At 74.1% G+C, this 21,202-nt stretch carries 21 protein-coding genes and 1 pseudogene; 18 read left to right on the top strand and 4 right to left on the bottom strand.

Features of this window, described 5'->3' with window-relative positions; translation table 11 throughout:
* Genes TEK04_RS04085 through TEK04_RS04075 form a run of 3 tightly spaced genes read left to right on the top strand, consistent with a single transcriptional unit; the run spans position 1 to position 3,871 of the window.
* On the top strand, positions 1–984 hold the full coding sequence (locus TEK04_RS04085) for an aldo/keto reductase (RefSeq protein ID WP_336403039.1): 984 nt from the start codon (positions 1–3) through the stop codon (positions 982–984).
* A gap of 29 nt (positions 985–1,013) precedes the next feature.
* On the top strand, positions 1,014–2,744 hold the full coding sequence (gene aspS, locus TEK04_RS04080; RefSeq protein WP_336403038.1) for an aspartate--tRNA ligase: 1,731 nt from the start codon (positions 1,014–1,016) through the stop codon (positions 2,742–2,744).
* A gap of 41 nt (positions 2,745–2,785) precedes the next feature.
* Complete coding sequence (locus TEK04_RS04075; protein ID WP_336403037.1) at positions 2,786–3,871, top strand: pyridoxal-phosphate-dependent aminotransferase family protein; 1,086 nt, start codon at positions 2,786–2,788, stop codon at positions 3,869–3,871.
* A 117-nt stretch (positions 3,872–3,988) separates the two neighbouring features.
* Here TEK04_RS04075 and TEK04_RS04070 read toward each other — a convergent pair whose 3' ends face one another.
* Positions 3,989–4,864 (bottom strand): aldo/keto reductase, encoded by an 876-nt coding sequence (locus TEK04_RS04070; protein WP_336403036.1) that lies wholly within the window; start codon positions 4,862–4,864, stop codon positions 3,989–3,991.
* Between the two features lie 65 nt (positions 4,865–4,929).
* Here TEK04_RS04070 and TEK04_RS04065 point away from each other — a divergent pair, with 65 nt between their 5' ends.
* The 15 genes from TEK04_RS04065 to nusB all read left to right on the top strand — a co-directional run bounded on the left by TEK04_RS04065 (position 4,930) and on the right by nusB (position 18,891).
* Complete coding sequence (locus tag TEK04_RS04065) at positions 4,930–6,264, top strand: replication-associated recombination protein A (protein ID WP_336403035.1); 1,335 nt, start codon at positions 4,930–4,932, stop codon at positions 6,262–6,264.
* Positions 6,265–6,374: 110 nt separating this feature from the next.
* Positions 6,375–6,800: a DUF948 domain-containing protein gene (locus TEK04_RS04060; protein WP_336403034.1), complete on the top strand. Its 426-nt coding sequence runs from the start codon at positions 6,375–6,377 to the stop codon at positions 6,798–6,800.
* Positions 6,800–7,105 carry a hypothetical protein gene (locus TEK04_RS04055; RefSeq protein WP_336403033.1) on the top strand — a complete coding sequence of 102 codons (306 nt, stop codon included), beginning with the start codon at positions 6,800–6,802 and terminating at the stop codon, positions 7,103–7,105. The genes TEK04_RS04060 and TEK04_RS04055 overlap by 1 nt, the downstream gene beginning before the upstream one ends.
* A gap of 63 nt (positions 7,106–7,168) precedes the next feature.
* Complete coding sequence (gene alaS / locus TEK04_RS04050; protein WP_336403032.1) at positions 7,169–9,832, top strand: alanine--tRNA ligase; 2,664 nt, start codon at positions 7,169–7,171, stop codon at positions 9,830–9,832.
* A complete protein-coding gene (gene ruvX, locus TEK04_RS04045) occupies positions 9,829–10,290 on the top strand; it encodes a Holliday junction resolvase RuvX (RefSeq protein WP_336403031.1) in 462 nt (153 codons plus the stop codon). The genes alaS and ruvX overlap by 4 nt, the downstream gene beginning before the upstream one ends.
* Positions 10,291–10,294: 4 nt before the next feature.
* Positions 10,295–12,103 carry an endolytic transglycosylase MltG gene (gene mltG / locus TEK04_RS04040; protein WP_336403030.1) on the top strand — a complete coding sequence of 603 codons (1,809 nt, stop codon included), beginning with the start codon at positions 10,295–10,297 and terminating at the stop codon, positions 12,101–12,103.
* The gene (locus tag TEK04_RS04035) at positions 12,096–12,905 is read left to right on the top strand and encodes a shikimate dehydrogenase (RefSeq protein WP_336403029.1); all 810 of its coding nucleotides are present in this window, start codon (positions 12,096–12,098) and stop codon (positions 12,903–12,905) included. The genes mltG and TEK04_RS04035 overlap by 8 nt, the downstream gene beginning before the upstream one ends.
* A gap of 2 nt (positions 12,906–12,907) precedes the next feature.
* Complete coding sequence (locus TEK04_RS04030; protein WP_336403028.1) at positions 12,908–13,561, top strand: prepilin peptidase; 654 nt, start codon at positions 12,908–12,910, stop codon at positions 13,559–13,561.
* 36 nt (positions 13,562–13,597) lie between these two features.
* Complete coding sequence (gene aroC / locus TEK04_RS04025; RefSeq protein WP_336403027.1) at positions 13,598–14,779, top strand: chorismate synthase; 1,182 nt, start codon at positions 13,598–13,600, stop codon at positions 14,777–14,779.
* Complete coding sequence (locus TEK04_RS04020) at positions 14,776–15,333, top strand: shikimate kinase (RefSeq protein ID WP_336403026.1); 558 nt, start codon at positions 14,776–14,778, stop codon at positions 15,331–15,333. The genes aroC and TEK04_RS04020 overlap by 4 nt, the downstream gene beginning before the upstream one ends.
* Positions 15,330–16,406: a 3-dehydroquinate synthase gene (gene aroB, locus TEK04_RS04015; RefSeq protein WP_336403025.1), complete on the top strand. Its 1,077-nt coding sequence runs from the start codon at positions 15,330–15,332 to the stop codon at positions 16,404–16,406. Before TEK04_RS04020 ends, aroB begins: the two co-directional genes overlap by 4 nt.
* Positions 16,403–16,837, top strand: coding sequence for a type II 3-dehydroquinate dehydratase (aroQ, locus tag TEK04_RS04010; protein WP_336403024.1), 435 nt, complete (start codon positions 16,403–16,405; stop codon positions 16,835–16,837). The genes aroB and aroQ overlap by 4 nt, the downstream gene beginning before the upstream one ends.
* Entirely contained in the window at positions 16,834–17,919 is a 1,086-nt protein-coding gene (locus tag TEK04_RS04005; RefSeq protein WP_336403023.1) for a M24 family metallopeptidase, read from the top strand. Before aroQ ends, TEK04_RS04005 begins: the two co-directional genes overlap by 4 nt.
* Positions 17,920–18,480 carry an elongation factor P gene (gene efp / locus TEK04_RS04000; RefSeq protein ID WP_336403022.1) on the top strand — a complete coding sequence of 187 codons (561 nt, stop codon included), beginning with the start codon at positions 17,920–17,922 and terminating at the stop codon, positions 18,478–18,480.
* A 3-nt stretch (positions 18,481–18,483) separates the two neighbouring features.
* Positions 18,484–18,891: a transcription antitermination factor NusB gene (nusB, locus tag TEK04_RS03995; protein WP_336403021.1), complete on the top strand. Its 408-nt coding sequence runs from the start codon at positions 18,484–18,486 to the stop codon at positions 18,889–18,891.
* 215 nt (positions 18,892–19,106) lie between these two features.
* Here nusB and TEK04_RS03990 read toward each other — a convergent pair.
* The 3 genes and pseudogenes from TEK04_RS03990 to bldD all read right to left on the bottom strand — a co-directional run.
* A pseudogene (locus TEK04_RS03990) lies at positions 19,107–19,628 on the bottom strand (DUF6338 family protein); the annotation flags it as partial.
* Positions 19,629–19,892: 264 nt separating this feature from the next.
* Positions 19,893–20,564, bottom strand: coding sequence for a DUF8548 family protein (locus tag TEK04_RS03985; protein WP_336403020.1), 672 nt, complete (start codon positions 20,562–20,564; stop codon positions 19,893–19,895).
* 96 nt (positions 20,565–20,660) lie between these two features.
* Complete coding sequence (gene bldD, locus TEK04_RS03980) at positions 20,661–21,200, bottom strand: transcriptional regulator BldD (protein ID WP_336403019.1); 540 nt, start codon at positions 21,198–21,200, stop codon at positions 20,661–20,663.
* Positions 21,201–21,202: the final 2 nt, after the last annotated feature.

Here is a 21,202-nt window from a genome sequence, read left to right as displayed (position 1 = left end):
ATGGAACAGCGACCTCTCGGCCGTACCGGCGCCTCCGTCTCCGTCGTCGGCCTGGGCACCTGGCAGCTCGGCGCCGACTGGGGCGACGTCGACGACAGCACCGCCCGGCAGGTGCTCGACACCGCCCTCGACTCCGGCGTCACCCTGCTCGACACCGCCGACGTCTACGGCGACGGCCGCTCCGAGCAGCGCATCGCCGCGGCCCTGGGCGAGCGCGGGGGCGACCGCCCGTTCGTGGCCACCAAGGCCGGCCGCCGGGCCGACCCGTTCGTCGCCGAGACCTACACCCCCGAGAACCTGCGGGCCTGGGTCGACCGTTCGCGCCGCAACCTGGGTGTGGACACCCTCGACCTGGTGCAGCTGCACTGCCCGCCGCCGGCCGTCTACTCCGACCAGCGGGTCTACGACACCCTCGACGGGTTCGTCGCCGACGGCTCGATCGCGGCCTACGGCGTGTCGGTCGAGACCGTGCAGGAGGGCCTGACGGCGCTCGAGCACGACGGCGTGCAGTCGATCCAGGTCATCCTCAACGTGTTCCGGCGCAAGCCGCTGGAGGAGCTGCTGCCCGCGGCCGCCGCGGCCCAGGTGGGCATCCTGGCCCGGGTGCCGCTCGCCTCCGGCCTGCTCACCGGCCGGTTCGGCGAGGACACCACCTTCGCCGCCACCGACCACCGCAACTTCAACCGCAACGGCGAGGCCTTCGACGTGGGCGAGACGTTCGCCGGCGTGCCCTACGACGTCGGCGTCGCCGCGGCGCGTGAGTTCGTCGAGCTGTGCGGCGACCGCACGCCCGCCCAGGTCGCGCTGCGGTGGATCATCCAGCAGGCCGGCGTCACCGCGGTCATCCCGGGCGCCAGCAGCGTCCGGCAGGCGCAGAGCAACGCCGCGGCCGCCGACCTGCCGCCGCTCACCGACGCCGAGCTCGCCGACCTCGAGCGGCTCTACGACGAGCGCATCCGCACCCACGTCCACTCCCGCTGGTAACCCGCACCCTTCTGAGAGGCACCTCCTTGTTGCGCACCCACGACGCCGGCACCCTCCGGGCCGCCGACGCCGGCACCACCGTCACCCTCGCCGGCTGGATCGCCCGCCGCCGCGACCACGGCGGGGTCGTCTTCCTCGACCTGCGCGACGGCTCGGGCTACGCCCAGGTCGTCGTCCGCGAGGAGGAGGCGCACGCGCTGCGCAACGAGTTCTGCGTGCTGGTCACCGGTGAGGTGCAGCGGCGCCCCGAGGGCAACGAGAACCCCGAGCTGCCCTCCGGTGAGATCGAGGTCGTCGCCGCCACGCTCGAGGTGCTGTCTGCGTCGGCGCCGCTGCCCTTCCCGATCGAGACCGCGCAGCCCGCCGGGGACGACGTCCGCTACGCCCACCGCTACCTCGACCTGCGCCGCCAGGGGCCCGCGAAGGTCATGAAGCTGCGCAGCGAGGTCAACCGCGTGGCCCGCGGCGTCATGGCCGACCTGGGCTTCACCGAGGTCGAGACGCCGTCGCTGACCCGCTCCACCCCCGAGGGCGCGCGCGACTTCGTCGTCCCGGTCCGGCTGCAGCCGGGCTCCTGGTACGCCCTGCCGCAGTCGCCGCAGCTGTTCAAGCAGCTGCTCATGATCGGCGGGCTCGAGCGGTACTACCAGATCGCGCGTTGCTTCCGCGACGAGGACTTCCGCGCCGACCGGCAGCCCGAGTTCACCCAGCTCGACTTCGAGATGAGCTTCGTCGACCGCGACGACGTGCTCGACGTCGCCTCGGCCGTCGTCACCGCGCTGTGGCGCGAGCTGGCCGACCACGAGGTCGGCGAGATCCCGCGGATGACCTACCGCGAGGCCATGGACCGCCTCGGCTCCGACAAGCCCGACACCCGCTTCGGCGTCGAGCTGACCGAGCTGACCTCCTACTTCGCCGACACCCCGTTCCGGGTGTTCCAGGCGCCCTACGTCGGCGCCGTGGTCATGCCCGGCGGCGGCTCGCAGCCCCGGCGCACCTTCGACGCCTGGCAGGACTGGGCCCGCTCCCGCGGCGCCAAGGGCCTGGCCTACGTCACCGTCGCCGAGGACGGCACGCTCGGCGGCCCGGTCACCAAGAACATCTCCGACGCAGAGCGCGAGGGCCTGGTCGCCGCGGTGGGCGCCCAGCCGGGCGACTGCATCTTCTTCGCCGCCGGCCCCCGCCGTCCGGCGCAGGAGCTGCTGGGCGCGGCCCGCAACGAGATCGCCAAGCGCCTCGAGCTCGTGCCCGAGGGCTCGTGGGCCTTCCTGTTCGTCGTCGACTTCCCGATGTTCGAGGAGACCGAGGACGGCGGCTGGACCTTCATGCACCACCCCTTCACCTCGCCCACCCCCGAGTGGCGCGAGCGGTTCGCCGAGGACAAGGGCGCGGCGCTGTCCGACGCCTACGACCTGGTGATCAACGGCAACGAGTGCATGTCCGGCTCGGTCCGCATCCACGACGCGGGTCTGCAGGAGCGGGTGTTCGAGACCCTCGGCATGTCCCGCGAGGAGGCCCGCGAGCGGTTCGGCTTCTTCCTCGAGGCCTTCGCCTACGGCCCGCCGCCGCACGCCGGTGCTGCGCTGGGCTGGGACCGGCTCACCGCGCTGCTGGCCGGGGTCGAGTCCATCCGCGAGGTCATCGCCTTCCCGAAGACCGGTGCCGGCTACGACCCGCTGACCGGTGCACCGACGCCGATCAGCACCGCGCAGCGCAAGGAAGCCGGCATCGACGCGCAGCCCGAGGCGCCGGCCTCCTGACGGGGGAGGGGCGCGCAGCCGCCGTGGGTAATCTGCGGCACATGCTGCGCGCCCGCACCCTGCTCGGACCCGGCCCCTGCAACCCCTACCCGGAGGCCACCGCGGCCCTCGGGCAGCCGCTGCTCGGGCACCTCGACCCGCTGTTCCTCCAGGTGCTCGACGAGACCTCGGAGCGGCTGCGCACCGTCTTCGGCACGGCCAACCGGCGCACGCTGCCGCTGTCGGCCACCGGGTCGGCCGGCATGGAGGCCGCCTTCGTCAACACCCTCGGCCCCGGCGACGTCGCCGTCGTCGCGGTGAACGGCCTGTTCGGCCAGCGCATGGTCGACGTCGCCTCGCGCACCGGGGCCGACGTCGTCGCCGTCGAGCACGAGTGGGGCCAGCCCGTCGACGCCGACCGGGTGCTGTCGGCGCACCCCTCGCCCAAGGTCATCGCCGCGGTGCACGCCGAGACCTCCACCGGTGTGGAGTCCGACATGGCCACCCTCGGCGCGGGCAAGGGCGATGCCCTGCTGGTGGCCGACTGCGTGACCTCGCTGGGCGGCATCCCCGTGGCCCTGGACGAGTGGGGCGTGGACATCGCCTACTCCGGCTCGCAGAAGTGCCTGGGCGTGGCCCCCGGCCTGGCCCCGTTCACCATCTCCGACCGCGCGTGGGAGCGGCGCATCGAGAAGCCGCAGTCCTGGTACCTCGACCTCGGCATGCTCGGCGGCTACGCGGGCGAGGCCGCGGGCTCCGGCGGCCGCACCTACCACCACACCGCGCCGACCGGGATGGTCGTCTCGCTGCACGCCGGCCTGGGGCGCGTGCTCGAGGAGGGCCTGCCCGCCGTCCACGTTCGGCACGCCGCCGCCGGCGGGGCGCTGCAGGCGGGTCTGGTCGAGCGCGGCATGCGGCTGTTCGCGGCCGAGGGCCACCGGCTGCCCGAGCTCACCACTGTGTGGGTCCCCGAGGGGGTCGACTCCGCAGCCGTGCGCACGCGCCTGCTCGAGGAGTACTCGATCGAGATCGGCGGCGGGGTCGGTCAGTACGCCTCGACCGTGTGGCGCATCGGGATGATGGGCCACAACGCCCGCCCCGACACCGTGGCCACGGTGCTCGCCGCCCTGGACGCCGTCCTCGCCTGAGCCCAGGCATGGGAGCCCATGCACCCGGGGAGGGGCCTCGGGACCGGGTGCACGGGCTCCCATGCCGCAGGCGGCGGGCGGTCGCTGGCGGCGGGTGGTCTCAGGCGGCGGGTGGTCTCAGGGGGTCGTGTTCAGGCGGGCCAGCTGCTCGGGGCTCAGCTGCACGTGGGTGGCGGCGGCGCTGTCCTGGATCGAGCGCGGCTTGCTGGCCCCGGGGATGGGGATGACGACGTCGGCCTGGGCCAGGTGCCAGGCCAGCGTCACCTGGTAGACCGACACGCCCAGCTCGTCGGCCACCGCGGCGAACTCCGCTGCGGTGTCGGCCAGCGAGCCGGCGCCGCCCATGCCGCCGAAGGGGCTCCAGGGGAACCACGTGATGCCGTGCGCGGCGCAGTGGGCGAGCTCGTCGGCCGAGGAGCGGAAGCCGGGGGAGAACTCGTTCTGCACGCTGACGAACGCATCGCCGCAGATCGCCCGCGCCTCGTCGATCTGCGCGACGTCGGCGTTGGAGACCCCGACCATGCGTACCTTGCCGGCGTCGACGAGGTCCTTGAGCGCACCCATCGAGTCGGCCCACGGCGTGTGCGGGTCGGGCCGGTGGAACTGGTAGAGGCCGATGGCGTCGACACCGAGGGCCTGCAGGGAGGCGTCGCAGGCCCGCCGCAGGTGCTCCGGGCTGCCGTCCAGGCCCCACTCCTTCCCCTCCCGCGTGTGCCCGCCCTTCGTGGCGATCAGCACGTCGTCCGACCCGCCCCACGACCGGACCGCGGCGGCCACGGTGCGCTCGTTGTGGCCGACCTCGGTGTCGTCCAGGCAGTAGGCGTCCGCGGTGTCGATCAGTCGCACGCCGGCGTCGAGCGCCGCGTGCACGACCGCCTCGGCGGCCTCGGGGGAGGGCCGCTGCGGGGTCACCGACAGGGGCATGGCGCCCAGGCCGATGGCGGAGGTGGTCACGCGGCCGACGACGTCGTTGCCGATGGTGCGGTGCTGCACGGGAGGTCCTCTCGACGGGGGCGGAGCTGCCGGGACTGTCTGCCCGCGGCGGTAGCGTCGCAAGCGTGAGCACCCTGTTCGACCCCGAGCCCGACGAGCGGGGCACCGCGGTGGACCCGGGCGCGCCGCTGGCCGTGCGCATGCGGCCGCGGGGGCTCGACGAGGTGGTGGGCCAGAAGCACCTGCTCGGCCCGCGCGCGCCGCTGCGCCGGCTGGTCGAGGCCGACGAGCCCATGTCGCTGGTGCTCTACGGCCCACCCGGGACCGGCAAGACCACGTTGGCGCACGTCATCTCGCTGGCCACCAAGCGGAGGTTCGTGCAGCTCTCCGCCCTCGACGCGGGGGTCAAGGAGGTGCGCGCCGTGATCGCTGCGGCCAGGGGCGAGCTGGTGCACGGCAACCGGCGCACCGTGCTGTTCATCGACGAGGTCCACCGCTTCTCCAAGACCCAGCAGGACTCCCTGCTGTCGGCCGTGGAGGACCGCATCGTCAGCCTGGTCGCGGCGACCACCGAGAACCCCTTCTTCTCCGTGGTCAGCCCGCTGCTGTCGCGCTCCCTGGTGCTGGCCCTGCAGTCGCTGTCCGACGACGACGTCCGGGAGGTGCTGCACCGGGCCATCGCCTCCGACCGCGGCCTGGCCGGCGCGGTCACCCTGACCGACGAGGCCGAGGCGCACCTGCTGCGGGTCGCCGGCGGCGACGCCCGCAAGGCGTTGACGGCGCTGGAGTCCGGCGCCGGGGCCGCCGCGGCCGCCGGTACCGACACCCTCGACCTCGCCACGCTGGAGACCGCGGTGGCGCAGGCCGCCGTCCGGTACGACCGGGCCGGCGACCAGCACTACGACGTCGCGAGCGCCCTCATCAAGTCCATCCGGGGATCCGACGTCGACGCCGCCATGCACTACCTGGCCCGCATGGTCGAGGCCGGCGAGGACCCCCGGTTCATCGCGCGGCGACTGGTGATCAGCGCCAGCGAGGACGTCGGCCTCGCCGACCCCACCGCGCTGCAGGTGGCCGTGGCCGCGGCCGACGCGGTGGCCTTCATCGGCATGCCCGAGGGCCACTTCGCCCTCGCCCAGGCCACCGCGCACCTGGCCACCGCGCCCAAGTCCAACGCGCTCACCGTGGCCATCTCCGAGTCCGTGGCCGACGTCCGGGCCGGGTTGGCCGGGCCGGTGCCGCCCGGGCTGCGCGACGCGCACTACGCCGGGGCGAAGAAGCTCGGCCACGGCGCCAGCTACGCCTACCCGCACGACCACCCCGACGGCGTCCTGGCCCAGCAGTACCCGCCGGACGCGCTGGTCGGCCGGGACTACTACCGGCCCACCGGTCGCGGCGCCGAGGCCGCGATCGGTGCGCGGCTGGCCAAGCTGCGCGCCATCGTCCGGCGTCGCCGCTGAACGCGGGCACGCAGCGTCGCACCCCGCGGATAGGGTGACCCCCGACCTGGAGACAGCCGGGCCCGAGGGATCCACGTACGTACCGATCGACGAGCAAGGGGAGTCACCACGTGTCCGCAGGAGAGATCGCCGGGCTCATCGCCGCCGGCGCGCTGGTGCTGTTGGTGGTGCTGCTCGCCGTGCCGCTGCTCAAGCTCGGCCGCACCCTCGACGAGACCACGCTGACCATCCGCCAGGTCCGCGAGCAGAGCCAGCCGATCCTGAGCCAGGCCTCGGCCACCGTCACCCACGTCAACGCCAACCTCGAGCGCGTCGACGACATCACCGGCAACGCGGCCAACGTCTCCAGCAACGTCGCCGCGCTCACCAGCGTCTTCGCCGCCACCCTGGGCAGCCCGCTCATCAAGGCCGCCGCGTTCAGCTACGGCGTGCGCAGCGCGGTCAGCAAGAAGCGCGAGGGCCAGGCGCTCGCTGCGGCCCAGGCCGACCAGAAGGCCCAGCGCCGGGCGCGCCGGGCTGCGCGGCGGGCCGCCTGATGCGGCGCGTGTTCTGGCTGGCGATGGGCGTGACCATCGGGGTGCTCGTCGTCCGCAAGATGTCCGCCGCCGCCGAGCGCCTGACCCCGCAGTCGGTGGCCGGCCAGCTGGCCGAGGGGCTGCGCGACCTGGGCGACGCGATCGCCGACTTCGGTGCCGACGTGCGGGCCGCCGCGGCCTCGCGCGAGGAGGAGCTGCGCGAGGGCACCGGGCTCGACGCCCCGCTGCCCACCCGCGAGGAGGCCGCCGCCGGCGGCCAGGCCGCGCTGCAGTCCCGTCGCGGCGCCCACGCCGCCGACTCCTGATCCTCCCCACCACCGAGCAACGACCCCGGGCGCCCCACCGGGCCCGACCGAGAACGAGCTGAGATGCAGACCGCCGAGATCCGCCGCCGTTTCCTCGAGCACTTCGAGAAGCGCGGGCACACCGTCGTGCCCAGCGCCTCGCTGGTCTCGCCCGACCCGTCGCTGCTGTTCACCGTCGCCGGCATGGTGCCGTTCATCCCCTACCTGACCGGCCGCGAGCCCGCGCCCTACCCGCGGGCCACCAGCGTGCAGAAGTGCGTGCGCACCCTCGACATCGAGGAGGTCGGCAAGACCACCCGGCACGGCACGTTCTTCCAGATGAACGGCAACTTCTCCTTCGGCGACTACTTCAAGGCCGAGGCCATCGGCTTCGCCTGGGAGCTGGTCACCGGGGCGGTCGAGGACGGCGGGCTCGGCCTGGCGGCCGACCGCATCTGGCCGACGGTCTACCTCGACGACGACGAGGCGTTCGAGGCCTGGCAGGCCTACGTCCCCGCCGAGCGGATCCAGCGCCGCGGCAAGGACGACAACTACTGGTCCACCGGCGCGGCGGGCCCGGCCGGCCCCTGCTCGGAGATCCACTACGACCGCGGCCCCGAGTACGGCCCGGACGGCGGCCCGGAGAACGACCCCACCGGGGACCGGTTCCTCGAGATCTGGAACCTGGTCTTCATGCAGTACGAGCGGGGCGACGGGGAGGGCAAGGAGTTCCCCATCCTCGGCGAGCTGCCGAAGAAGAACATCGACACCGGCATGGGCCTGGAGCGGGTGGCGTTCCTGCTCCAGGGCGTCGACAACATGTACGAGATCGACGAGGTCGCGCCCGTGCTGCGCCGCGCGGCCGAGCTCGCCGGGGTCAGCTACGGCGCCGACCACGACGCCGACGTGCGGCTGCGCGTGGTGGCCGACCACGTGCGCTCGGGCCTGATGCTCATGGGCGACGGCGTCACCCCGGGCAACGAGGGGCGCGGCTACATCCTCCGCCGGCTGCTGCGCCGGGCCGTGCGCGCGATGCGCCTGCTGGGCGTGGACACCCCCGCGCTCCCGGAGCTGCTGCCGGTCAGCCGCGACGCGATGAGCCCCAGCTACCCCGAGCTGGCCACCGACTTCGACCGCATCGCCTCGGTCGCCTACGCCGAGGAGGACGCCTTCCGGCGCACCCTGGTCGCCGGCACCGTCCTGCTGGACACCGCCGTGGGCCAGCTGAAGCAGGCCGGCACGTCGCAGCTGCCCGGGGCGCAGGCCTTCCAGCTGCACGACACCTACGGCTTCCCCATCGACCTCACGCTGGAGATGGCCGCCGAGCAGGGCGTCACCGTCGACGAGGCGGGCTTCCGGGCCCTCATGGCCGAGCAGCGCGACCGCGCCCGGGCCGACGCCCGCGCCAAGCGCAGCGGCGGCGTCGACGTCAGCCGGTTCTCCGAGCTGCTGGCCCAGCACGGCCCCACCGACTGGCGGGCCTACGAGACGCTGCGCACCGAGTCCCGGGTGCTCGGCGTCGTGGGCGACGCCGAGGTGGCCGCCCCCGGCCAGCTCGTCCGCGTCGTGCTCGACGCGACACCCTTCTACGCCGAGTCCGGCGGCCAGGTCGCCGACGCCGGCCACCTGGTGTGGGACGGCGGCCGCGCCGAGGTCGTCGACGTGCAGCGGCCGGTCAAGGGTCTGGTCGCCCACCAGGTGCGCGTCCTGGAGGGCGAGCTGCGCGAGGGCGCCGAGCTCGCCGCCGAGGTCGACCTCGAGTGGCGCCGCTCGGCGTGCCAGGCGCACTCGGGCACCCACGTCGTGCACGCCGCGCTGCGCCGGGTCCTGGGCCCGCAGGCGCTGCAGGCCGGCTCCTACAACCGGCCGGGCTACCTGCGGCTGGACTTCGCCTGGCAGGGTGCGCTCACCACCCAGCAGCGCGCCGACATCGAGGACGTCGCCAACGCCGCCGTCCGCGAGGACCAGGCCGTGCGGGCGCTCTGGATGAGCCTCCCCGAGGCCCGGGAGTTCGGTGCGCTGGCGCTGTTCGGCGAGACCTACGGCGAGCAGGTGCGCGTCGTGGAGATCGGCGGCGAGTGGTCCCGCGAGCTCTGCGGTGGCACCCACGTGCGCGGCAGCGCCCAGATCGGACCGCTGGCGCTCACGGGCGAGAGCTCGGTCGGTTCGGGCTCCCGGCGCGTGGAGGCCGTCGTCGGGCTCGAGGGCTTCCGCTACCTGGCCCGCGAGCGCGACCTCGTCCGCCAGCTCTCCGACCTGCTCAAGACCCCGCAGGACGGCCTCGTCGAGCGGGTCAGCGGCATGCTGTCCCGTCAGCGCGACGCCGAGCGTGAGCTGGCCGAGCTGCGCGGTGCGCAGACCCTCGCCGCGGCCGGGGACCTCGCGGGGTCCGCCCGGCCGGTGGGCGACGTCCAGCTGGTCACCGGCTCGCCGGGCGGGCTGTCCGGGGGCGACCTGCGCACACTGGCCCTCGACGTCCGGGGCCGGCTGGGCGCCGACCAGCCCGCGGCCGTCGTGCTGGCCTCGGCCGCCGACGGCAAGGTCGCCCTGGTGGCCGCGGTGAACCCGGCTGCCCAGGAACGGGGCCTCAGCGCGAACGACCTGCTGCGGGCCGCAGCCGGCCCGGTCGGCGGGCGCGGCGGCGGCAAGGCCGACGTCGCCCAGGGCGGGGGCACCGACCCCGCCGGCGTCCCGGCTGCGCTCGCCGCCGTAGAGCAGGCCGTCGCCCAGGCGGTCGGCGCCGCGTGAGCTCCCCGCAGCCGCCGGCCTGGGTCCCGGGCCGGCGCCTGGGGGTCGACGTCGGCACCGTGCGCGTCGGGGTGGCCATGTCCGACCCCACCGGGTTCCTGGCCTCCCCGCTGGAGACGCTGCGCCGCGCCAAGGACGGGTCCGACCTGGACCGGTTGGCCGCCCTCGTCGTGGAACACGAGGTGGTGGAGGTGGTGGTGGGGGACCCGAGGCACCTGTCGGGTGCGTCCGGGGCCTCCGCCGCCGATGCAGGCGCCTACGCTGGTTCACTGGCCACGCGGATCGGGGACGTCCCGGTGCGTCTCGTCGACGAAAGGCTCTCCACCGTGACCGCAGCCAGTCATCTCCGTGCCGGGGGCATCGACGCCCGCCGGCAGCGCGCGGTGATCGACCAGGCGGCGGCCGTGGTCATCCTGCAGAGCCATCTGGACCGCGGACGCGCCGCGGGCGGTCGGTGAGCGCGTGAGCGACGAGCGCCGGTACCCCGGCGACGGCGCCGACAGCACCGGCGGCGGTCGCCGCCGGGCACGCGAGGGCGACGGGGAGGGGCGCTCGGCGTCGGACTTCCTGGCCGCCTGGCACACCGGTGAGTTCCCCGCCGTCCAGGACGACCCGACCGGTCCGCTGACCGGCGGCCGCCGGGCGCGGCGGATCGCGGCCGAGGAGGCCGCGCGAGCCGAAAGCCCGGCCCCACCCGCACCGGACGACGACGCCACCGTGCGCACCCCGCTCGTGCCCGGTGCCCAGCCCCCGGCCCGCGGCCCGCAGGTCCCCCCGGTGGCACCGCCGGCCACCCCCCGCCCCCCGGCCTCGGCCCTGTCCGGCCTGGTGCTGGGCACCACGGGCGAGAACCCCGCGGTGCGTGCCGGCCGCGGCGTCCCCGCCGAGTCGACCCCCCGTGCGGACGACGGCCACGACGAGCACGACGGCTACGAGGACGCCTACGACGACGCCTACGGCCACGACGGCCACGACGGCCACGACGGCCACGGGTACGACGACCACCACGGCGACGACCACCACGGCGACGACCGCGGCGGGCACGGGTACGAGGACGCAGGGGACCACGACCGCTACCCCGAGAGCGGGGAGCTGCCGGTGGGCCGCCCTGTGACGGGGGAGCACCCCGCCTGGGACCAGACGGGCGGGCTCGAGGTCATCGGCGCCGACGTCGAGGACGAGCGCGGCCGCCGTGGTCGTCGCAGAGGCGTGTCCGGCGAGCGCCCCCGCCGGCGCAAGCGGCGTCCGGTCACCGTGGTGGTGTCCCTGCTCGTGCTGGCCGGACTGGTGGTCGGCATCGTCTTCGGGGGCCAGTGGTTGCTGGAGAAGGTCAACCCCACCGCCGCCGACTACACCGGCAGCGGGAGCGGCGAGGTGCAGATCAGGGTGGAGGACGGCGACTCGTTGACCGCCATCGCCAACACCCTGGTCGCCGACGACGTCGTCGCCTCCACCAGGCCGTTCCTCGACGCGGCCGCGGCCAACCCGGCTGCGGCCGGCATCCAGCCCGGCGTCTACAGCATGGCGCTGCAGATGAGCGGGCAGGCCGCGCTCGACCGGCTGCTGGACCCGGCGTCCCGGCTGTTCGCCCGGGTCACGCTGCCCGAGGGGTTGCGGGTCGACGCCGCGCTGCAGCGCATCGCCGACGACTCCGAGATCCCGCTGGCCGACCTGCAGGCCGCCGCGACCGACCCGGCGGCGCTGGGCCTGCCGGCCTGGGCCAACGGCCTGCTCGAGGGGCACCTGTTCCCGGCCACCTACGACATCCAGCCCGGCGAGACCGCCGTGCAGGTGCTCAGCACCATGGTGGCGCGGGCCGAGCAGACCTTCGACGAGCTGCAGATCCCCGAGGCCGACCGGCAGCGCGTGCTGACCGAGGCCAGCCTGGTGCAGGCCGAGGCCGCCACCACCGAGGACATGTCGAAGGTGGCCACGGTGATCGACAACCGGGTGGCCATCGGCCAGGCGCTGCAGTTCGACACCACGGTCAACTACGCCACCGGCAAGACCGGCATCACCACCACGGCCGAGGACCGGGCGATCGACTCCCCGTACAACACCTACCTCTACCCGGGCCTGCCGCCGGGGGCGATCAACAGCCCGGGCGAGGAGGCGCTGCAGGCGGTGCTGAACCCCACCCCGGGTCCCTGGCTGTACTTCGTGGTCGTCGACCCCGACACCGGCGACACCCGCTTCGCCGCCACGCTCGAGGAGCACTACGCCAACGTGGCGCTGTTCCAGCAGTGGTTGCGCGAGAACTCCGGTGACTAGCCGGGCCGCCGTCCTCGGTCGCCCGATCAGCCACTCGTTGTCCCCGGTGCTGCACCGGGCGGCCTACGCCGCGCTCGGGCTGCGGGACTGGACCTACGAGGCGCTCGACGTGGGCGCCGACGAGCTGCCGGTGCTGCTGGCCGGCCTCGACGAGGAGTGGCGCGGCTTCTCGGTGACCATGCCCTGCAAGCAGGCCGCGGCGGCGTACGCGACCGAGGCCGACCCGTTGCCCCGGTTGCTCGGCGCGGCCAACACCCTGGTGCGCGTGCCCGGCGGCTGGCGGGCCGAGAACACCGACGTCACCGGCGTGGGCATGGCCCTGCAGCTGGCCGGGGTCGACCGGGTGGAGCACGCCGCCGTCCTCGGCGCCGGCGGCACGGCGAGCGCGGCCGCCGTCGCGCTGGCCAGCCTGGGTGCCCGGTCGGTCGACGTCGTCGTCCGCGACCCCGCCCGGGCCGCCGGCGTGCTCGAGGTGCTCGACGCCCTCGAGGTCACCGGACGGGTGGCCACCTTCGACAGCACGCCCGAGGTCGCGGCGCCGGTCGTGGTCAGCACGGTGCCCACCGGCGGGCAGACCACGGTCGCGGGGCTGCACTGGCAGGCGGGGCAGACCGTGCTCGACGTGCTCTACGACGGCTGGCCCACGCCCTTGGCCGCCGCGGTGACCGCGGCCGGCGGCACGGCCGTGCACGGCGCCGACGTCCTGTTCTGGCAGGCCACGGTCCAGGTCGAGCTCATCACCGGCCAGCCGGCGCCCATCGACGCGATGCGCGCCGCGCTGGACGCCGCCCTCAGCGCCTGACCGTGCCACCGGTCCTGCTGCCGTTGGTCGCCGGCCTGGTCGGCGCCGCACTCGGCCCCTGGCTGGCCCGCAGCACGGTGCGGCTGGCGACCCGCGACGGGACGGCGACCGCGGGCCGCGTGCGCGCTGCGCTCACCACGGCCGTCGGGGCGGGGGTGCTGGCCGGGGCCGCGGTGCTGGTCGGCCCGCGCCCCGTGCTGCTCGGGGTGCTCTGGCTGTGCGCGGCCGGCCTGGTGCTGGCCGGGGTCGACCTGGTCAGCCACCGCCTGCCCGATGTGGTCACCCTGCCGGCGCTGGGGGCCCTGCTGCTGGCCACCGGTGTCGACGCGGTCGTCACCGGCGACGGTCGCCGGGCACTGGACGGCGTCCTCCTCGGCGCCGCGGCCTTCGTCGTCGCCGCGCTGGTGCGGTGGGCGGTCCCCGCCGCGCTGGGGTTCGGCGACGTCAAGCTGCTGGCCCCGCTGGGGGTGCTGCTCGGGTGGCGCGGCGGCGGGTCGCTGGTGCTGGCCGGGGTGTTCGTCGGGCTGCTGCTGGGGGCGTCGGTCAGCCTCGTGCTGCTGGCCACCGGGCGCGCCGGGTGGCGGTCGGCGGTGCCCTTCGGGCCGCCGCTGCTGGTGGGCGCCGCGGTGGCGTTCGCCGCGGTCGGACCGCTCTGAGCAGACCTGTCGGACCCGGCTGGCAGACTCACGTCCATGTTGCGCTGGCTGACTGCCGGTGAGTCGCACGGTCCGCAGCTCACCGCCATCCTCGAAGGACTCCCCGCAGGCGTGGCGGTGCAGACCTCCGACATCGACGCCCAGCTCGCCCGCCGGCGCCTGGGCCACGGCCGGGGCGCGCGCATGGCCTTCGAGCAGGACGTCGTCACCCTCACCGGTGGCGTCCGGCACGGGACCACCCAGGGCGGCCCCATCGCGGTCCAGGTCGGCAACACCGAGTGGCCGAAGTGGACGACGGTCATGGCCGCCGACCCCGTCGACCCCGAGCTGATCGCCCACCGGGCCCGCAACGCGCCGCTGACCCGCCCCCGTCCCGGGCACGCCGACCTGGCCGGCATGCAGAAGTACGGCTTCGACGACGCCCGGCCGGTGCTGGAGCGGGCGAGCGCGCGCGAGACCGCCGCCCGGGTGGCCCTCGGTGCCGTCGCCGAGCAGTTCCTGCACCAGGTGCTCGGGGTGCGCGTGGTCAGCCACGTCGTGGGCATCGGTGCCGTCACCGTCCCCGACGGGGTGCTGCCCGGCCCCGACGACAACGACGCGCTCGACGCCGACCCGGTGCGCTGCGCCGACCCGGCCACCAGCGCCCGCATGCAGGCCGAGATCGACGACGCCCACGACGCCGGGGACACCCTCGGCGGCGTCATCGAGGTCGTCGTGCACGGGCTGCCCCCGGGCCTGGGCAGCCACGTGCACTGGGACCGGCGGCTGGACAGCCGGTTGGCGGGCGCCCTGATGGGCGTGCAGTCGGTGAAGGCGGTGGAGGTCGGCGACGGCCTCGAGACCGCTCGCCGCCGCGGGTCGGTGGCCCACGACGAGATCGACGTCACCGGCGAGGGCGCCGTCGCCCGGCGCACCGACCGGGCCGGGGGCATCGAGGGCGGCATGACCAACGGCGAGGCGTTGCGCGTGCGGGCGGCGATGAAGCCGATCAGCACCGTGCCGCGGGCGCTGGCCACCCTCGACACCACGACCGGCGAGCCCGCGGTGGCCATCCACCAGCGCAGCGACGCCTGCGCCGTGCCCCGCGGCTCGGTCGTGATGGAGGCGATGGTCGCCCTCGTGCTGGCCGACGCCGTCCTGGAGAAGTTCGGCGGCGACTCCGTGGCCGAGACCCGGCGCAACGTGGCCGGCTACCTCGACGGCCTGGCCTGGCGGTGAGCGGTCCGGTCCGCGCCGCGGCGGGGCCGCGGGTCGTGCTGGTGGGCCCACCCGCCTCCGGCAAGACCACCGTGGGCACCCGCCTGGCCGGCGAGCTGGGCACCGGGTTCCGCGACACCGACCACGACGTCGAGGTCGAGACCGGTACGTCGGTGGCCGACCTGTTCCTCACGCACGGGGAGCCGCACTTCCGCACCCTGGAGGAGCGCGCGGTGGCCCGGGCACTGGCCGAGCACGACGGCGTGCTCGCCCTGGGCGGGGGCGCGGTCACCAGCGCGGCCACCCGTGCGCTGCTGGTCGAGCACGGGCGAGCCGGGGGCACCGTGGTCTGGCTCGACGTGGACCTGGCCAGCGCCGCCAAGCGCGTCGGGCTCTCCCGGGACCGGCCGATCCTGGGGGTCAACCCCCGGCAGATGCTGCGCACCATGCTCGCCACCCGGGCGCCGCTGTACGGGGAGGTGGCGACGCTGCACCTGCAGACCGGGTCCCGTCCGGTGGCCGACGTCGTGGCCGACGTGCGCGCCGCCCTCCCGGCCGTCGGGAGCACCCCGTGACGGCCCTCGCCCGCATCACGGTGGCCGGTGACCGGCCCTACGAGGTGGTGGTCGGCGCCGGTGCCCGCCACGAGCTCGCGCTGCTCCCGGGCACCGTCCTGGCCGGCGCCACCCGTGCGGCCGTCGTGCACACCGCCTCGACGGCAGCGCTGGCCGGCGAGGTCGTCGCGGTGCTGCAGAGCGCCGGGCTGGCCGCCGAGGCCCTCGTGGTGCCCGACGGCGAGGCCGGCAAGACCGCCGAGGTGGCCGCCGGCCTGTGGGCCGAGCTGGGCCGGCTGGGGCACACCCGCACCGACGCCGTCGTGGGCGTGGGCGGGGGAGCCGTCACCGACCTGGCCGGCTTCGTCGCCGCCACCTGGCTGCGCGGGGTCCGGGTCGTGCACGTGCCCACCAGCCTGCTGGGCATGGTCGACGCCGCGGTCGGCGGCAAGACCGGGATCAACACCGCGGCCGGGAAGAACCTGGTCGGTGCGTTCCACCCCCCGGTCGCCGTGCTGGTCGACACCGACGTGCTCGACGGGCTGCCCGCCGAGGACTTCCGGGCCGGGCTGGCCGAGGTGGTCAAGTGCGGTTTCATCGCCGACGGGGCCATCCTCGACCTGCTCGCCGCCGACCCCACGGGACGGTCGGCCACCACCGAGCTGATCACGCGGGCGATCCAGGTGAAGGCCGACGCCGTGGGGGAGGACCTCTACGACACCGGCCGGCGGGAGTTCCTCAACTACGGCCACACCCTCGGGCACGCCATCGAGAAGGCCGAGGACTTCCGGTGGCGGCACGGCGACGCGGTCGCCGTGGGCCTGGTCTTCGCCGCCGAGCTGGGTGCCGCCGCCGGGCGGTTGGGTCGGGCCGACGCCGACCGGCACCGCGAGCTGGTCGCAGCCATGGGCCTGCCGGTGCGCTACACGGGCGACTTCGACCAGCTCCGGGCGGCGATGGCCGTCGACAAGAAGGCCCGCGGGGCCGCGCTGCGGTTCGTCGTCCTCGACGGGCTGGGCACCCCCGGCATCCTCACCGACCCCGACGAGGCCTGGCTCCGGCAGGCCTGGTCCGCAGTGGAGGCGACACCATGAGCATCGTCGTGCTGAACGGCGCCAACCTCGGCCGGCTGGGCACCCGCGAGCCCGAGAAGTACGGGACCACGACCTACCCGCAGCTGGTCGAGCGGCTGCAGACCGTCGCCGCCGAGCTGGGCCAGCGCGTGGACGTGCGGCAGACCGACGACGAGTCCCAGCTGCTCGCGTGGGTGCACGAGGCCGCCGACGCCGGTCATGCAGTGGTGGTCAACGGGGCCGGGTGGACGCACACCTCGGTGGTGCTGCGCGACGCGCTGGCCACCGTCGACGCCCCGGTGGTCGAGGTGCACATCACCAACATCCACGCCCGTGAGGAGTTCCGGCACCACTCCTACGTGTCCGGGGTCGCCGACGGCGTCATCGCCGGCCTGGGCGTCTACGGGTACGAGGCGGCGCTGCGCTACCTCGCCGACCGGGGGGTCCGGTGACCGTCCGCATGGACCACGCCGGCCGGCGGGAGCGGCTGCGCGCGGTGGCCGCCGAGCGTGGGCTGGACGCCGTCCTGGTCACCGACCTGCTCAACGTGCGCTACCTGACCGGTTTCACCGGCTCGAACGGGGCGTTCCTGCTCCGGGTGGAGGGCCACGACCTCTTCGGCACCGACGGCCGCTACACCACCCAGGCCGGCACCCAGGTGCCCGACGTCGAGCTGGCCGTCGACCGGGCGACGGTCGCCGCGCTGGCCCGGGCCGCGGCCGGGGCGGGGCGGCTGGGCTACGAGTCGCACGTGGTCACCGTCGACGGCCTGCGCGGGCTGGAGTCGGTCACCGAGGGGGTCGAGCTGGTCAGCGTCCGGCGAGCCGTCGAGGAGCTGCGCGCGGTCAAGGACGACGACGAGGTGGACGCCCTGCGGCGGGCCTGCGCGGTCGCCGATCGCGCGCTGGCCGAGCTGGCCGCCGAGGGGGCGCTGCGCCCGGGCCGCACCGAGCTGGCGGTGGGCCGCGAGCTCGACGCACGCATGCTGGCCCTCGGCGCCGAGGCGGTGTCCTTCGAGACGATCGTGGCCACCGGCGCCAACTCGGCGATCCCGCACCACCGGCCCGACGCCACCGAGCTGCGCGGAGGCGACTTCCTCAAGCTCGATTTCGGCGCCACCGTCGACGGCTACCACTCCGACATGACCCGCACCCTGGTGCTGGGCCATGCCGCCGACTGGCAGACCGAGGTGTACGCGCTGGTGCAGGAGTCCCAGGCGGCGGGCCGGGCGGCGCTGGCGGTGGGCGCCGACGTCACGGCGGTCGACGGGGCCTCCCGCGGCGTCATCGCCGCGGCCGGGCACGGCGCGCACTTCACGCACGGTCTCGGCCACGGTGTGGGGCTGGAGATCCACGAGGCTCCGGGCATCTCCGCGCTGGGCGCAGGTACCCTGGCCGCTGGCATGGCCGTCACCGTGGAACCCGGGGTGTACCTCCCCGGGCACGGCGGTGTCCGGATCGAGGACACGTTGATCGTGACCGATGGCGAGCCCGAGTTGTTGACCCTCACGAGCAAGGAACTGCTGGTCCTCTAGATGGCTACCACCAACGACCTCAAGAACGGCATCGTCCTCAAGCTGGACGGTCAGCTGTGGACCGTCACCGACTTCCAGCACGTGAAGCCGGGCAAGGGCGGGGCCTTCGTGCGCACCACCCTGAAGAACGTGCTCAGCGGCAAGGTCGTGGACAAGACGTTCAACGCCGGCATCAAGGTCGAGACGGCCACCGTCGACAAGCGCACGATGACCTACCTGTACCAGGACGGCGCCGACTACGTCTTCATGGACGGCGACACCTTCGACCAGATCCCCGTCTCGGCGGCGACCGTGGGCGACGCGGCGAACTACATGCTGGAGAACACCGAGGCCATGGTGGCCGTGCACGACGGCGTCCCGCTGTTCGTCGAGCTCCCGGTCACCATGGAGCTCGTGGTCGCCCACACCGACCCGGGCCTGCAGGGCGACCGCTCCACCGGTGGCACCAAGCCCGCCACCCTGGAGACCGGCGCCGAGATCCAGGTGCCGCTGTTCATCACCACCGGCGAGAAGCTCAAGGTCGACACCCGCGACGGCCGGTACCTGGGCCGGGTCAGCTGACCCGTGGCGGCCCGGTCCAAGGCGCGCAAGCGCGCGGTCGACGTCCTCTACGAGGCCGACCTGCGCGGGGGTGACGTGCTGCCGTTGCTGCGGGAGCGCATCGCCGATGGCCACCCGCCGATCGGCGAGCACACCGTCCGGCTGGTCGAGGGCGCCGTCGAGCACGGTCGCGACATCGACCGGTTGATCTCCGAGCACGCCCAGGGCTGGTCGCTGGACCGGCTGCCCGACGTCGACCGCGCGATCCTGCGCATGGCGGTGTTCGAGCTGCTGTGGGTCGACGACGTGCCCGACGCCGTGGTCATCGACGAGGCGGTGGAGCTGGCGAAGACGCTGTCCACCGATGACTCGTCGGCCTACGTCAACGGCGTCCTGGCCGGCATCCTCAAGGCGCAGATCCCGACCGCCTGACCCGTCGAGCGCGAAGGGCCCCCTCCGAGCACCGGAGTGGCCCATCCGCGTTGGCAGGCGCTACTTCGTGGAGTCTGACTCCTTGGACCCGGGGGCAGGACCGGTGGGTCCCTGCGGCATCTGGGACACGACAGGCCCCGTGCTGGGGTACCCGCCCTTCTTCTCGAAGCCCGAGTGCGACAGGCTTGCATTCTCCGTGCGTGGCGGGTTGCTCATCAGACCTCCATGAGATCGGCGTACTCGACCTCGTCCCAGCGTACGAGCAAGGACGTCCTTCCCTCCACCGCTTGGATTGCTCCCGATGGGTCGAGCTCGAAGGCTCCCGAGTCCCGGTCCACCTTGACTTGCAGACCGAGGAACAAGTCGGCGTTCTCGGGGTATCCAGCGGCATAGGACAGCGGGGCTCCGGCGATGTTCCCGAAGAAGCCCGCGACCCATCGTCCGGACTTCAGACGAAGACGAACGACGACGGTCTTCCCGGGCCTCGTCCACACGAAATCCCAAGCGCGGGGCTCGGGAGATGACCCGGTGAGCCAGCGCACCCAGGGCCATCCCTTCCGTCGTCCGGTCCCCAGACCGCTGCCGACGGCAGTGGGCAGGAGGACGTATGCCATGGCGGCCAGTTGCAGAGTCCACGCGGACAGGTCTCCGTCAGCGAGACGTCCGGACGCGACGTACTGCCGGTAGAGGTGGAGCTCGATGCCGCTCGCGAAGGCGTGGAAGATCGCCGACGCGGCGGAGAAGCGAACGAGTCAATCAGAGAAGCTGACGCCGAACGATCCGACGATCCGCTCGTAGGCGAACGTGTACGAAGCGCCAGGCAGCACGGCGATGAGACTGACGGCCAGAGCCTGGAACGTGGACACGCCCGCAGTCCATCATCGGCCTCCGACAGAACCGCAGCGCCGCATGCTGACGACGGCGGTTGCGGCGATTGCCTGCATGACGGTGTGCAGTCGGCGCGGTCAGGTCGGACGACGCACACGGGTCCTGCGGGCGGCTCAACCTCGGCCGCTCTCGAACCGCCAGATCCGGTGGTCGAGGCCCCGTACATCGACCTCCAGATGGTGAGCGACCGAGGTGACCAGGGCTGCTGCGCGATCCGGGGCAGCCGCAGATCCCGTTGCCTTCGCGACGAACCGAGTGATCATCCGGTCGGGCTTGACCTCGGGCACACCGGCGAGCAGGAGGACGTAGCGCCACGAGATGCCTGACCGCTGGCCGGGCACTTCGCGCCAGCCAGTCTCGGCCGCGGCTCGCTTCGCGTGGGGGGCGCTTCGGAGGTCGGCCGCGGACTCGATTCCCGCCGCCACGAGCGCCCGCGCACAACGGATGACGGCGTCCGCCTTCAGGATGCCGCTCCGGGTCGACGTCCGACTCCTGTTGTCCATCGTCGTGGCGAACGCTTCAGCCCCTCCGAACCGGTCCGCCTGGTCGAGCAGATCGCGAGCACCGTCGTGGCGTCCGTCGGCGCCTACGGCTGAGCGTGCCGTGAGGTACCGCTGGACAACGCGCTGGACCCCGCCGTAGCGGACACCCATGGACCAGACAGCGTCTACGACGCACAGCGCGAGGCTGTCGGGGTAGCCCACCGGCGGAGTCCACGTGTCCTCCGGGCCCAGCTGTGCCCGGCAGGCCGCTGCGAGGACGGTGACGTCGTCGTCGAAGGTCATGGACACATCGAATCATCGCGCGGACCACGTCCAGGGGTCATGAATACGAACGGCCCACCCCGGTCACCGGGGTGGGCCGTCCGTGGTCTCAGGTACTCAGCGGGGGGTGCGGCGGCGGTCGCCCCACCCGGCGTCGTCGTCGACGTCGGAGTAGATGCTGCCGTCGGCGCCTGGGGAGAGCACGCCCCACTCGATGAGCCGGGTGGTCAGCTCGTCGGGGCTCATGTCGTAGATGATCGCCAGCGACTTGAGGTCCTCGGTGCGGATGGAGAGCACCTTGCCGTTGTAGTCGTGGCGCTGCGCCTGGATGGTCGAGGCGTAGCGGGCCAGCGGGCCGGCCTCGTCGGCCGGCAGCGAACCCAGCGACTCGAGGTTCAGCACGATCTTGGTCGACTTGGTGATGGCCGAGCTCGGACGGGGGTCGGGCAGCAGCTCGGCCACCGGCACGCCGTAGAAGACGGCCAGCTCGGACAGGCGCTGCACGGTGACGGCGCGGTCACCACGCTCGTAGGAGCCGACGACGACGGCCTTCCAGCGACCGTGCGACTTGTCCTCGACCCCCTGCAGCGAGAGACCCTGCTGGTTGCGGATCGCCCGCAGGCGCGCACCCAGCGCGCGGGAGTAGTCGGTGCTCATCG

Source organism: Klenkia sesuvii (assembly GCF_037083825.1).
GTDB classification, from domain to species: Bacteria; Actinomycetota; Actinomycetes; order Mycobacteriales; family Geodermatophilaceae; genus Klenkia; species Klenkia sesuvii.
Note: the sequence above shows the minus strand (reverse complement) of the source record. Positions and strands in the feature narration are given on the sequence as shown.